Annotated in this window: 14 protein-coding genes; 13 read left to right on the forward strand and 1 reads right to left on the reverse strand. The window is 65.4% G+C overall.

The annotated features are described in order from the left end of the window. Positions 1-8: 8 nt before the first annotated feature. From HDC29_RS02650 to rbfA, 8 genes are all read left to right on the forward strand, one after another. Entirely contained in the window at positions 9-311 is a 303-nt protein-coding gene (locus HDC29_RS02650; RefSeq protein WP_179494111.1) for a hypothetical protein, read from the forward strand. Between the two features lie 172 nt (positions 312-483). Beyond that, complete coding sequence (locus tag HDC29_RS02655) at positions 484-1,677, forward strand: multidrug effflux MFS transporter (RefSeq protein WP_257018007.1); 1,194 nt, start codon at positions 484-486, stop codon at positions 1,675-1,677. Between the two features lie 219 nt (positions 1,678-1,896). Continuing rightward, the gene (gene rimP, locus HDC29_RS02660) at positions 1,897-2,442 is read left to right on the forward strand and encodes a ribosome maturation protein RimP (RefSeq protein ID WP_179494115.1); all 546 of its coding nucleotides are present in this window, start codon (positions 1,897-1,899) and stop codon (positions 2,440-2,442) included. Beyond that, positions 2,442-4,076, forward strand: a complete 1,635-nt coding sequence (gene nusA, locus HDC29_RS02665; RefSeq protein WP_179494116.1) for a transcription termination factor NusA — start codon at positions 2,442-2,444, stop codon at positions 4,074-4,076. The genes rimP and nusA overlap by 1 nt, the downstream gene beginning before the upstream one ends. Next, positions 4,057-4,827 (forward strand): DUF448 domain-containing protein, encoded by a 771-nt coding sequence (locus HDC29_RS02670; RefSeq protein WP_179494118.1) that lies wholly within the window; start codon positions 4,057-4,059, stop codon positions 4,825-4,827. The genes nusA and HDC29_RS02670 overlap by 20 nt, the downstream gene beginning before the upstream one ends. Positions 4,828-4,844: 17 nt before the next feature. Continuing rightward, positions 4,845-7,388 (forward strand): translation initiation factor IF-2, encoded by a 2,544-nt coding sequence (infB, locus tag HDC29_RS02675; RefSeq protein ID WP_179494119.1) that lies wholly within the window; start codon positions 4,845-4,847, stop codon positions 7,386-7,388. A gap of 36 nt (positions 7,389-7,424) precedes the next feature. Then, positions 7,425-7,982 carry a DUF1697 domain-containing protein gene (locus HDC29_RS02680; protein ID WP_179494121.1) on the forward strand — a complete coding sequence of 186 codons (558 nt, stop codon included), beginning with the start codon at positions 7,425-7,427 and terminating at the stop codon, positions 7,980-7,982. After that, positions 7,979-8,395 (forward strand): 30S ribosome-binding factor RbfA, encoded by a 417-nt coding sequence (rbfA, locus tag HDC29_RS02685; RefSeq protein ID WP_179494123.1) that lies wholly within the window; start codon positions 7,979-7,981, stop codon positions 8,393-8,395. The genes HDC29_RS02680 and rbfA overlap by 4 nt, the downstream gene beginning before the upstream one ends. Before the next feature lie 115 nt (positions 8,396-8,510). On the opposite strand, the gene HDC29_RS02690 is transcribed toward rbfA, so the two are convergent. Further along, on the reverse strand, positions 8,511-9,932 hold the full coding sequence (locus HDC29_RS02690) for a wax ester/triacylglycerol synthase family O-acyltransferase (protein WP_179494125.1): 1,422 nt from the start codon (positions 9,930-9,932) through the stop codon (positions 8,511-8,513). Positions 9,933-10,056: 124 nt separating this feature from the next. Here HDC29_RS02690 and HDC29_RS02695 point away from each other — a divergent pair, with 124 nt between their 5' ends. The 5 genes from HDC29_RS02695 to rpsO all read left to right on the forward strand — a co-directional run bounded on the left by HDC29_RS02695 (position 10,057) and on the right by rpsO (position 12,917). Then, the gene (locus HDC29_RS02695) at positions 10,057-10,659 is read left to right on the forward strand and encodes a thymidine kinase (protein ID WP_179494127.1); all 603 of its coding nucleotides are present in this window, start codon (positions 10,057-10,059) and stop codon (positions 10,657-10,659) included. Continuing rightward, positions 10,652-11,188, forward strand: coding sequence for a GNAT family N-acetyltransferase (locus tag HDC29_RS02700; protein WP_179494129.1), 537 nt, complete (start codon positions 10,652-10,654; stop codon positions 11,186-11,188). Before HDC29_RS02695 ends, HDC29_RS02700 begins: the two co-directional genes overlap by 8 nt. A 49-nt stretch (positions 11,189-11,237) precedes the next feature. Beyond that, positions 11,238-11,642 (forward strand): DUF6491 family protein, encoded by a 405-nt coding sequence (locus tag HDC29_RS02705; protein ID WP_257018008.1) that lies wholly within the window; start codon positions 11,238-11,240, stop codon positions 11,640-11,642. Between the two features lie 84 nt (positions 11,643-11,726). Beyond that, the gene (truB, locus tag HDC29_RS02710) at positions 11,727-12,620 is read left to right on the forward strand and encodes a tRNA pseudouridine(55) synthase TruB (protein ID WP_179494131.1); all 894 of its coding nucleotides are present in this window, start codon (positions 11,727-11,729) and stop codon (positions 12,618-12,620) included. A gap of 27 nt (positions 12,621-12,647) precedes the next feature. Beyond that, complete coding sequence (gene rpsO / locus HDC29_RS02715; protein WP_179494133.1) at positions 12,648-12,917, forward strand: 30S ribosomal protein S15; 270 nt, start codon at positions 12,648-12,650, stop codon at positions 12,915-12,917. Positions 12,918-12,974 lie beyond the last annotated feature (57 nt).

The raw sequence follows: 12,974 nt of genomic DNA on the forward strand, positions 1-12,974 counted from the left end.
GAGCCCCAATGTCCCAAGTCGATGGCAGCTATGATTGCGTCACCAAGTCGCCGATGGGCGACCAGAAGTCGGTTTTCACCGTCACCAGCAACGGCTACAGCTTCACCGGGCAGAATGCCGGCGCGATGGGTTCGCTCGACGTCGAAAATGGCAAGGTCGACGGCAACAAGCTGAGCTGGACGATGAACATGAAGGTGCCGATGCCGATGACGCTCGAATGCGAAGCGACGATCGACGGCGACGCGCTGACCGGCACGATCAAGGCCGGCGCCTTCGGCTCGATGGCGATGACGGGCACGCGCCAGGCCTGACCCGCCCGTCGGCAACAAGCGAAGGGCCGCCTTGATCGGGCGGCCCTTTTTCTTTGCATAGCAATGCCCTTTCGCCTTGGGGGCTATCCAAAGCGGCGGCTTGGGCGCATAGGCTCCTGCCATGCACAAGCCGGCCCAATCCCCCCAACGGAGCCTGCCGGGCGCCCGTGAAATGGTAGTCATGATGGCGATGGTCATGGCGCTCAATGCGCTCGCCATCGATTCGATGCTGCCCGCACTGCCCGCGATCGGCGAAACGCTGGGCGTGACCGTCGCCAACGATCGGCAGCATGTCATCTCCATCTATCTGCTCGGTATCGGGTTCGGGTCGCTGCTTTACGGGCCGCTCTCGGACCGGTTCGGACGCAAGGGTGTCCTCGTCCCGGCGCTCTTCGCCTATCTGGCGCTCTCGATCGGTTGCGGTCTGGCAACCAGTTTCGCTATGCTGCTCGCGCTGCGCTTCGTCCATGGGCTGGTCAGCGCCGCGCTCGGCGTCATCGTCGTCGCGGTGATCCGCGACCTGTTCGCGGGCGATGCGATGGCGAAGCGATTGTCGCTGATATTCCTCGTCTTCATGATCGTGCCGATCATTGCGCCGACGATCGGCGCGGGCATCGCCGCGGTGGCGGGCTGGCGCGCGATCTTCATCGTGCTCGCGGTGATGTCGATCGTGATGCTGTTCTGGCTCCGGCGCCTGCCCGAGACGCTCGATCCCGCCGATGTGCGCCCTCTCGATCTCAGGACGATGGTGGCGGGCTGGGCGACGGTGACGCGGCACCGCCGCGCCGCGGGCTATATGATCGCATCGGGGATGATGCAGGGCGCGCTCTACGGCTATCTCAACAGCAGCGAACAGATCATCGCCGAGGTGTTCGGCGCGCGCGCGATGTTCCCGCTGATCTTCGCCTGCGTCGCGGTGGGCATCGCGATCGCCAATTTCTCGAATGCCGCGATCGTCGAGCGGTACGGCGCGCGGCGCGTGTCGCAATCGGCGGTCTTCGCCTTCATGGCGACGTCGATATTGCAGATCGTCGCGGCGCTCAGCGGCGCCGAGACCCTGTGGATGTTCACCGCGCTGATGATGGTGAACGTCGGCCTCGTCGGTTTCATCGGCAGCAATTTCGGTTCGATCGCGATGGAGGATTTCGGTCATATGGCCGGCGTTGCCTCATCGTATCAGAGCTTCGCCAAGACTTTGCTCGCGGCGACGGTCGGTGCGACGATCGGCCAGCAATATGACGGCACCACGCTGCCGCTCGCCTATGCCTTCCTGATCTCCGCCGTCGTCGGCCTCGCGCTCGTTTTCTGGGCCGAGCGCGGCAAGCTGTTCACCCGGCCGGGAACCGCCCCGAAAAGTCCGTACTGACGGCCAGCAGGCTTCCGGTCGAAACCGGTCGCTTCCAACCTCGACCGGCTGCCAAACAGCCGGGTTCCGCGATCGTCCGCCTTTCCCCTTGCCGACTCACGCGGTAAGGCCTATATCGCGCTCACTTCTTGACATGGTTAGCCAGTTGGGACGTCGGGGCCGCGGGCCGCGGCGGCCATAGCTGCATGGCTTTCCGGTCATCCGGATTGGGAAATTTCATTGGTCGATTTCGACGCTCTCCACGCGATCATCGCGCCCGAAGCCGAGGCCATGGGCCTCGCGCTCGTGCGCGTCGCTTTCTTCGGCGGCGACAGCGATCCGACGCTGCAGGTGATGGCCGAGCGGCCCGAGACGCGCCAGCTGACGATCGACGATTGCGCCGACCTGTCGCGCCGCATTTCGGACCGGCTCGACGCGCTTGAGGAAGCGGGCAAGGACCCGATCGATGCCGCCTACCGGCTCGAGGTGTCGTCGCCGGGCATCGACCGGCCGCTGACGCGCCGCGCCGACTTCGCCGACTGGGCGGGGCACGAGGCTAAGATCGCGCTGAAAGAGAAGCGCGACGGGCGCCAGCGCTTCAATGGCGAACTGATCGGTATCGACGGCGATGTCGTTTTGATTTCGGATAAAGAAGGGGTGGAGCACAAGCTGCCGTTCGACGCGATCGACACGGCGAAGCTGGTTCTCACCGACAAATTGATTGCCGCAACCGTTCCGCTCTCGATCGAGGGCGCCGACGAAATGGAAGAAGAAGGACAGGACTGATGGCCACTGCCATTTCCGCCAACAAGGCCGAGCTGCTCGCGATCGCCAACAGCGTCGCCAGCGAGAAGATGATCGACAAGGGCATCGTCATCGAGGCGATCGAGGAAGCGATCCAGCGCGCCGCGCGCGCGCGCTATGGTGCCGAGAACGACATTCGCGCCAAGCTCGATGCGCAGACCGGCGACCTCCGTTTGTGGCGCGTCGTCGAGGTGGTCGAGACGGTCGAGGATTATTTCAAGCAGGTCGACCTTGCCGCCGGCCAGAAATTGCAGAAGGACGCCCAGCTCGGCGACTTCATCGTCGACCCGCTGCCCGCGGTCGACCTCGGCCGCATCGACGCGCAGTCGGCGAAGCAGGTGATCTTCCAGAAGGTCCGCGAAGCTGACCGCGAGCGCCAGTATGAGGAATTCAAGGACCGCGCGGGTGAGATCATCACCGGCGTCGTGAAATCGGTCGAATTCGGCCACATCGTCGTCAACCTCGGCCGCGCCGAAGGCGTGATCCGCCGCGACCAGCAGATCCCGCGCGAACTGATGCGCGTCGGTGATCGCGTCCGCGCGCTGATCCTGTCGGTGCGCCGCGAGAACCGCGGCCCGCAGATTTTCCTGTCGCGCGCGCACCCCGACTTCATGAAGAAGCTGTTCGCGCAGGAAGTGCCCGAAATCTACGACGGCATCATCGAGATCAAGGCCGCGGCCCGCGACCCGGGTTCGCGCGCGAAGATCGGCGTCATCAGCTATGACGGCAGCATCGACCCCGTCGGCGCGTGCGTCGGCATGAAGGGCAGCCGCGTCCAGGCCGTCGTCCAGGAAATGCAGGGCGAAAAGATCGACATCATCCCTTGGTCCGAAGACACGGCGACCTTCGTCGTCAACGCGCTCCAGCCCGCAACGGTCCAGCGCGTCGTCATCGACGAGGATGACAGCCGCATCGAAGTCGTCGTTCCCGACGACCAGCTCAGCCTCGCCATCGGTCGCCGCGGCCAGAATGTCCGTCTCGCCAGCCAGCTCACCGGCAGCCAGATCGACATCATGACCGAGGCCGATGCAAGCGAAAAGCGCCAGCGCGAATTCGTCGAGCGCTCGACGATGTTCCAGGAAGAACTCGACGTCGACGAAACGCTCGCGCAGCTGCTCGTCGCCGAAGGTTTCGGTGAGCTCGAAGAAGTCGCCTATGTGCCGGTCGAGGAACTGGCGAGCATCGAAGGCTTCGACGAGGAACTCGCGCAGGAATTGCAGAGCCGTGCCGCCGAAGGGCTGGAACGCCGCGAGGAAGCATCGCGCGCCGAACGCCGCGAACTGGGCGTCGAGGACGCGCTTGCCGACATTCCGCACCTGACCGAAGCAATGCTCGTCGTGCTCGGCAAGGCCGGTATCAAGACGCTCGACGACCTCGCCGACCTTGCGACCGACGAGCTGATCGCGAAGAAGCGCCAGGACAATCGCCGTGGCCCGGCGCGCAGCGAGCGCGCCGAGGACAAGGGCGGCGTGCTCGGCGAATATGGCCTGAGCGAAGAGCAGGGCAACGAGATCATCATGGCGGCACGCGCGCACTGGTTCGACGACGAGCCGGAAACCGAGCCCGCGGCGGCGCCGCAAACCGGGGAGGCCGCCGATGCGGACCCCGCGCAATGATCAGCTGACCGAAACCGACCGCGCAAAGGGGCGCGGCCAGCATGTGCCCGAGCGGCGCTGCGTCGTGACCGGTGAGGTTTCGCCGGCGGAGCAGCTCGTGCGCCTGGCGCTCGGCCCCGACGGCAGCATCGCCCCCGACGTCCATGGCAAGGCGCCGGGACGCGGCGCGTGGATCGGCGTTTCCCGCGCCGACCTCGAAGCCGCGCAGGCCAAGGGCAAGCTCAAGGGGGGGCTCGCGCGCGCGCTTCACGAGGGCCATATCGCGATCCCCGACGATCTCGGCGCGCGGATCGAGACGCAGCTTCAGCGCGCGACGCTCGACCGGCTGGGGCTGGAGTCGCGATCGGGTACCTTGCTCAGCGGCAATGAAAAGATCGAAACTGCGGCGCGCAAGGGGCAGGTCCGCCTGCTCCTCCACGCGAGCGATGCGGGCGAGGATGGCCGCAAGAAACTTGCGCAGGCATGGCGCGTCGGCGAGGACGACGAAGGCTCGGGCCGCGAAGGTCTGGTCTTGCCGGTGGACCGCGGCACCCTATCTATGGCATTGGGGCGCGAGAATGCGGTGCATCTGGCCTTGACCGATGCTCGCGCAGCGGCGCGGGTGCTGGCGCATTTGAGCCGCTGGCAGTTTTTCACAGGATGGAGTAGGGACGCGGCCAACCGCGATTCCGACCCGCACGCCACGTCAGTCTCTGGCGAGGAAAATATTGGGGCGTTGCCGACAAGCACCGCCGCTTCGGACGCGTTTTGAAGGAATGATGGTTTTCGATGAGTGACGAACAGGACAAACCGACCCTTACCCGCAAGCCTCTGGGGCTGAAGCGGACGGTCGAGGCCGGACAGGTGCAGCAGCAATTCAGCCACGGGCGCCGGAATACGGTGGTGGTCGAGGTGAAGCGGCGCCGCGTGCTGGGCCGTCCGGGCGAAGCCGCCCCGGCACCCGAGGCCGAAGAGGTCCAGGCCGCTCCGGCGCCTGAGCCCGCACCGGCGCCCGCGCCGGCGCCCAAGCCTGCTGCGCCGAAGGCCGCCGCGCCCGACAGCTTGATGACGCGCCAGGAACGACAGGCGCAATTGCTGCGCGAGGCCGAAGAAGCGCGCATGAACGCGCTCGAGGAAAATCGCCGCCGCGAAGAAGCGGCGCGCGCGCGCGCTGCCGATGAAGAGAAGGCCCGTGCCGAAGCGCGGCAGGAACAGGCCGCAGCAGAAGCGGCCGAACCCGCCCCCGCTCCGGCCGCACCGGAACCCGCCGCCGAAGCGCCCGCGGCCGCCGCTGAGCAGCCGCAAGCAGACGCCCCGGCCGCGCGTCCTGCGACCAGCGCCGCTCCCGCGCCGCGCCGCTTCACGCCGGTCGAGGCGCCGAAGCGCCCCGAACCCAAGCGTCCGGAGCCGAAAGCGAACCGCGGTGCCGACAATCGCCGCCAGTCGGGCAAGCTGACCGTCACGCGCGCGCTCAACGAGGACGAGGGCGCCCGTGCGCGCAGCCTCGCCGCGCTGAAGCGCGCTCGCGAAAAGGAAAAGCGCTCGCACACCGCTTCGTCGGGGCCGCGCGAAAAGCAGGTCCGCGAAGTCGTCGTGCCCGAGGCGATCACGGTTCAGGATCTCGCCAACCGCATGGCCGAAAAGGGCAGCGACCTGGTGAAAGCGCTGTTCAAGATGGGCATGCCCGTCACGATCAACCAAACGATCGACCAGGACACCGCCGAACTGCTCGTCACCGAATTCGGGCACGAGATCAAGCGCGTCAGCGAAGGCGACATCGACATTCGCCACGACCAGGACGTCGACGATGCCGCGCTGCTTCAGCCGCGCGCGCCCGTCGTCACGATCATGGGCCATGTCGACCACGGCAAGACCAGCCTGCTCGACGCGCTTCGCGGCGCGAATGTCGTCGCGGGCGAGGCCGGCGGCATCACCCAGCATATCGGCGCCTATCAGGTGAAGACCCCCGATGGGTCGCTCGTCACCTTCCTCGATACGCCGGGCCACGAGGCGTTCACCGAAATGCGCCAGCGCGGCGCGAACGTGACCGACATCGTAATCCTGGTGGTCGCCGCCGACGACGGGCTCAAGCCGCAGTCGATCGAGGCGATCGCCCATGCCAAGGCGGCAGGCGTGCCGATCATCGTCGCGATCAACAAGGTCGACAAGGAAGGTGCCAACCCGCAACGCGTCCGCGAACGCCTGCTCGAGCATGAGCTGGTGGTCGAGGAAATGGGCGGCGACGTCCAGAATGTCGAAGTGTCGGCGCTGAAGAAGACCGGCCTCGACAAGCTGCTCGACGCGATCGCGGTGCAGGCCGAGATCATGGAACTGAAAGCCAACCCCGACCGCGCCGCGGAAGGCACGGTGGTCGAGGCGAAGCTGGACAAGGGCCGCGGCCCCGTCGCGACGATCCTCGTCCGCCGCGGGACGCTCAAGGTCGGCGACATCTTCGTCTGCGGCGCCGAAAGCGGCCGCGTTCGCGCGCTGATCAACGACAAGGGCGAGCAGATCAAGTCGGCCGGCCCGTCGTTGCCGGTCGAGGTTCTCGGCCTCGGCGGTGTGCCGATGGCGGGCGATACGCTGACCGTCGTCGAGAATGAGGCGCGCGCCCGCGAAGTCGCCGCCTATCGCCAGGAACAGGCGCTTCGCAAGCGGACGGCGCAGGCGCCGGTCAGCCTCGAAGGCATGTTCGAGGCGCTCGCCGACAAGGCGAACGTCATCCAGTTCCCGGTGGTCATCAAGGGCGATGTGCAGGGGTCGGTCGAAGCGATCGTCAACGCGCTGAATCGCCTGTCGACCGACGAGATCCGCGTCCGCGTGCTCCAGTCGGGTGCCGGCGCGATCACCGAGAGCGACGTGACGCTCGCCGCCGCTAGCAACGCGCCGATCATCGGCTTCAACGTTCGTCCGAACGCCAAGGCGCGCGAGATTGCGAACCGCGAAAAAGTCCGCTTCATGTACTATGACGTCATCTACCACCTGACCGACGAGATCGCGAAGGAGATGGCGGGCGAGCTGGGTCCGGAACGCGTCGAAACCGTCGTCGGCCGCGCCGAGGTCAAGGACGTCTTCCCCGCCGGCAAGCGCGACAAGGCCGCGGGCCTGCTCGTGCTCGAAGGCGTCATTCGCAAGGGGCTGCACGCACGCCTCACGCGCGACGACGTCATCGTCTCGGCGACGACGATCTCGTCGCTCCGCCGGTTCAAGGACGATGTTGCCGAAGTGCGCGCCGGTCTCGAATGCGGTGTGGTGCTCGCCGATACGAACGACATCAAGGCGGGCGACCATCTCGAAGTCTTCGAAGTCGAACTGCGCGAACGGACGCTGTAAAAAGCGTCCGCTTTGCGGAGCAGCGGGGGTGCCGGCATGGCTCGCTATGTGGCCCTATTCGGTAGCATCAACGTCGGCGGCAACCGGCTGACGATGGCCGACCTGCGTGCGGCATTCGAGGCGGAAGGGTTCTCCGACGTCGAAACCGTCGTCGCCAGCGGCAATGTCATCTTCTCGCACCCCGCGCGTCCGACGCGCGGGCTTGAGGAGAAGCTGACGCTGATGGTCGATGACCGCTTCGACATGCGGTGCGCCGCGTTGGTTCGCAGCCGCGACGAGCTTGCCGCGGCGATCGCCGATAATCCCTTCGCCGGCACGAACGAGGACAGGTTCGTCCACACCATGTTCCTCGACGGCCAGCCGACCCAGGCGCAGTTCGACGCGCTGGCGGCCGACAAGTGGATCAAGCCGAACGAGCGCCTCGCGCTCGGTGACCGCGCCCTTTATATCGATTATGGCGAGGGCGTCGCCGACAGCAAATTGACCGCGCGGCTGATCGAACGGCGGTTGGAACATAAGGGCACGGCGCGCAACATGCGTTCGATCGCCCGGATCGTCGACAAGCTCGACCAGTTGGAGAAAGCCGAGCCATGAAACCCGAAAAGGATCGGAAAAGGGACAGCGGCCCCTCGGTTCGCGTGCTGCGCGTCGGCGAGCAGGTGCGCCATATTCTCTCCGAAATCCTCGCGCGCGGCGACGTCCACGACGACCTGCTCACCAAGCATCCGGTGAGCATTACCGAAGTCCGCATGTCGCCCGACCTTCGCCACGCGACCGTCTTTGTGAAGCCGTTGCTCGGCAAGGACGAGGAAGCGGTGCTGAAGGCGCTGCGCACCAACACCGCCTGGCTGCAAAAGAGCGTCGCCGAAAAGATGAGCATGAAATATGCCGCGAAACTGAAATTTCTGAGCGACGAAAGCTTCGACGAGGCGAGTCATATCGACAAATTGCTGCGCGATCCGAAGGTGGCGCGTGATCTGACGGCGCCCGAAGGCGAGGGGGAGTAAGGCCACCTTCCCGCTCCGTCATTGCGAGGAGCGCACGACGAAGCAATCCCCAGCGCACGGCATGTCCGGACGAGGGCGGGAGATTGCTTCGCTTCGCTCGCAATGACAGGGAAGGCTATTTCCCCTTCTTGATCCCCGCTGCCGCTTCCAGTTCGACCAGCGCTTCCTCCAGATAGTCGATCATCCGCTGCGCGTGCGGCACGCTGCGGCGGCAGGCGGTGATGCCGAAGTCGATGTTCCTGAAATTCGAAACCTGCGTGATGTTCATCGCCATGCCATCGACGGGGATGCTCGCGGGGTACATGCCGTCGAGCCGCGCGCCGTTCCAGTACATCTGCTCGCGCGGGCCGGGGACGTTCGAGATCGTCACCGAGTAAGCGGGGAATTTGTCGGCGGTGCGGGTGAGCGCGGTGAGCATCATGGGAAAGCTGGTGATCGCGGTATAGAGCTGGATCTGCGCCGCGGTCATCGCGCGGAGCTGCGCCTTCGCCGAATTCATCGATTCCTGGATCATCGCCATGCGCGTCGCCGGATCGTCGATATGCGTCGCGAGGTTCGCGGTCACCGATGCGACCGAATTGCCCGAATCGATATCGTCCTTGGGCCGGATCGACACCGGCGCCATGGCTTTCAATGGCTTGTCGGGCAGTTCGTTCAGCGACTGGAGATATTTGCGCATCGCCCCCGCGCACATGCCGAGCACCGCGTCGTTGATCGTGCCGTCATAGGCCTTGCCCATCGCGCGCACGCGCTCGAGCGACCAGCTTTGCGCGACGAAACGGCGCGCGCCGGTGATGTTGCGGTTGAAGCTGGTGCGCGGCACCCCGGCAAAGGGCGTCGCGAGGCCCTCGCCGCCGATGCCGAACATCGCGGCGAGATACTGGTTCATCGCCTTCGTCACCCCGACGCTGTTGCCCCATTGCTCCTTCAGGAAATCGCCGATCGCCTTGATGTCGGTCAGGCTGGGGCGCGCGGGCTTTTTCGGCGGCGGGAACAGGCGCTTATAGGCTTCATAGGCTTCGACCGAGAGCGGCGATGCGGCGCGCCGTTCCCCTGGGTCCGCCGACAGCATCGAATTATAGAAATGGATGCTTGCGGCGCCGTCCATCAGCGCGTGGTGCACCTTCTTGAAGGTCGCGATCTGGCGGTTGGGAAGGCCCGAGATCAGCGTGATTTCCCAGAGCGGCCGGGTGCGGTCGAGCAGTCCAGAATGAAGCCGCGAGGCTAGTTCGAACATCTCGCGGTAGCGCCCCGGCTTGGGCAGTGCGGCGGCGCGGACATGGTAATGCATGTCGATGTCGCGATCGGGCTCGAGGCGGATCGGGCCATACTGGCCAAACGGCGTCAGTTTCAGCACCTCGCTGAACGGCCGCCTGAGGCCCTCCGACTGGCGGAGCAGCGCGAGCTGCTCGTGCAGCCACTCGGTCTCGTCGACCCCGTCGGGCAGCGTGTAGAGATTGATGCCGCCGATGTGCATCGGCGTCTCGCGGCTCTCCCCCCACAGGAACATCGCGTCGGTCACCGGCATCAATCGCATCGCAGCTCTCCCCACTGAATATGCTGCACTCTTTGGCGTGCAGCATGACAGGGGGCGTGGTCGAGTCAAGTTGTCCCCCCGATTCCACGGTGACGAGGGTCGATATGCAGGTTATCGCGCACGCATGGCCAAGCTCTATTTCTATTATGCCAGCATGAATGCGGGCAAGTCGACGACGCTGTTGCAGGCGGATTTCAACTATCGCGAGCGCGGCATGGAAACGATGCTGTGGACCGCGGCGCTCGACGACCGCTACGGGCAGGGGCAAGTGACGAGCCGCATCGGGCTGATGGCCGAGGCGCACAAGTTCGACCCCGACAGCGACTTGTTCGCGGCGGTCGGCGAAGAGAATGGGCAGCGCCCGCTTGCCTGCGTGCTCGTCGACGAGGCGCAATTCCTGTCGCGCGAGCAGGTGCTGCAATTGGCGCGCCTCGCCGACGAGGCGAATATTCCGGTGCTTTGTTATGGCCTCCGCACCGACTTTGCCGCCAACCTCTTCCCCGGATCGGCGGCGCTGCTCGGCATCGCCGACGCGCTCGTCGAATTGAAGGCCGTGTGCGAATGCGGGCGCAAGGCGACGATGAACCTGCGCGTTGATGAAGCGGGCCGCGCGGTGGTCGAGGGCGCACAGACCGAAATCGGCGGCAACGACCGCTATATCGCGATGTGCCGGCGGCATTTCATGGCCAAGCGGCGCGAGGCTGCCGGGGCGCTCGCCGATGCTTGACCGGCTCTATGCCGAGCTCGCCGATGGCGGTCTGAAACTCGTCAAACTGGCGGAGCCGCATCGCAAGGCGCTGCGCGCCGCCTGCGCCGCCGATGCCGACATCTGGACGATCTATTCGTCGAGTTTCGATCCCGAGCATTTCGATGCCGCGTTCGATGCGCTGGTCGGGCATGCGAGCCGTATGGCCTACGCGATTTTCGACGGCGATACGCTTGTCGGCATGACCGCCTATTTGCGGCCCGACGTCTCTGCGCAAACGGTCGAGATCGGTAACAGCTATATCCACCCCGACGCGCGGGGGACGGGGCTCAACACGCGGATCAAAAAGCTGATGATCGATCACGCGTTCGCGGCCGGCATCCGCCGTATCGAGTTCCGCATCGACGAGCGGAACAAGCGCAGCCAGGCTGCGGTCGCCAAGCTTGGCTGCACGAAAGAAGGCGTGCTGCGTTCCGAGCGCATCACCTGGACGGGATATGTTCGCGACACCGGGCTCTGGTCGCTGCTCGCGGATGAGTGGACGGGGTAACGGGCAGAGGTCAGCACCGGTTCAGCCTCGCTCTGCTACGCGAGTCGTCATGAAGAAACTCGCACTCTCCCTGGCCGCCTTGCTGCTTCCCCTTTCTGCGGCGGCGGCCATCGAGCCCGCCGAGGAACCGCGCGCGCTCGGTGTCGAGGCGAGCATCGTCTTCCCCAGCGATAGCTCGATCCGCAACTGGCAGGCCGACCGCGATCGCGGCATCTGGATTCAGGATCGCCGACGCAACTGGTATTACGGCACCTTCATCGGCATCTGCCGCGACGTCGATTTCGCGCACGCCATCGGCGTCGAAACGCGTGGTGCCGGGCGGCTCGACAAGTTCGCGTCGATCATCGTTCGCGGCGAACGCTGCCCGCTGACCTCTTTTGTCACATCGGGGCCGCCGCCGTCGAAGGAAGAGCGCAAGGCGGCGCGCGAGGCCGAAAAGGCCGCGCAAGATTGACAGCGGCGTGTCCGCGATTTTTATCTTCCGCATTTTACGAACCGTCAGGTTCCACCTGACTTGAAAATGCTCTAGCGGCGCGGGATGAACGGCTGGATCATTCTCGACAAACCCGTGGGGCTCGGATCGACGCAGGCGGTCGGCGCGGTCAAGCGCGTGTGCCGCGAAGCGGGGCTGGGCAAGGTCAAGGTCGGCCATGGCGGGACGCTCGACCCGCTCGCGTCGGGCGTGCTCCCGATCGCGCTCGGCGAGGCGACGAAGCTGTGCGGCCGGATGCTCGATGCGAGCAAGACCTATGACTTCACGATCGCGTTCGGAACCGAGACCGCCGGTCTCGATGCCGAGGGCGAAGTAGTCGCGACGAGCGACGTGCGACCGACGCTGGCGGACATCGAGGCGGTGGTGCCGCGCTTCACCGGGCCGATCGAGCAGGTGCCGCCCGCCTATTCGGCGATCAAGATCGACGGCCAGCGGGCCTATGACCTCGCGCGCAAGGGCGAAGCGGTCGAGATGAAGGCGCGCAGCGTTACCATTTTCTCTCTCCGGGGTGACGAGCGCGGGGAAGGCCCGCTCGAATCGATCACACTCACCGCGCATGTCTCGAAGGGCACCTATATCCGAAGCCTTGCGCGCGACATCGCACGCGCCGTCGGCTCCGTCGGGCATGTCACGATGCTCCGCCGCACGAAAGCCGGGCCGTTCACGCTCGAACAGGCGATTTCGCTGGACAAATTGAACGCTTTCGGCCAAGGGGCCGCCCAATCAGAAATTATTCTGCCGCTCGAGGCAGGGCTGGTCGACATCCCGGCTCTGAACCTTTCCCCGGAAGCGGCAGGGGCGATCCGTCAGGGTCGCGTCTGGACCGGGGTAAGCGCGGATGACGGGCTCTATTGGGGAAGGGACAGCGACATGCGTCCCGTTGCCCTGATCGAGGCTTTGGCGGGAACGCTGAAAGTCGTCCGGGGCTTCAACATTTAAACAAGGATGTTCGAAGGAAGTCTGAATATGTCGATTACCGCCGAGCGCAAAACCGAAGTCATCAATGACAATGCCCGTGCAAAGGGCGACACCGGTTCGCCGGAAGTGCAGGTCGCAATCCTGACCGACCGCATCAACACGCTGACCGCCCACTTCAAGGCGCACCACAAGGACAATCACAGCCGCCGCGGCCTTCTGATGATGGTCAACAAGCGCCGCAGCCTCCTCGACTATCTGAAGAAGAAGGACGAGGGCCGCTATCAGGCGCTGATCGCGAAGCTTGGTCTCCGCAAATAAGAATTTCTGGCGGCCCCGGACTTCCGGGGCCGCTGTCATATTGGCCCCGCGCATGAT

The sequence above is a fragment of the Sphingopyxis sp. JAI108 genome, from assembly GCF_013410105.1.
Classification (GTDB): Bacteria; Pseudomonadota; Alphaproteobacteria; order Sphingomonadales; family Sphingomonadaceae; genus Sphingopyxis; species Sphingopyxis chilensis.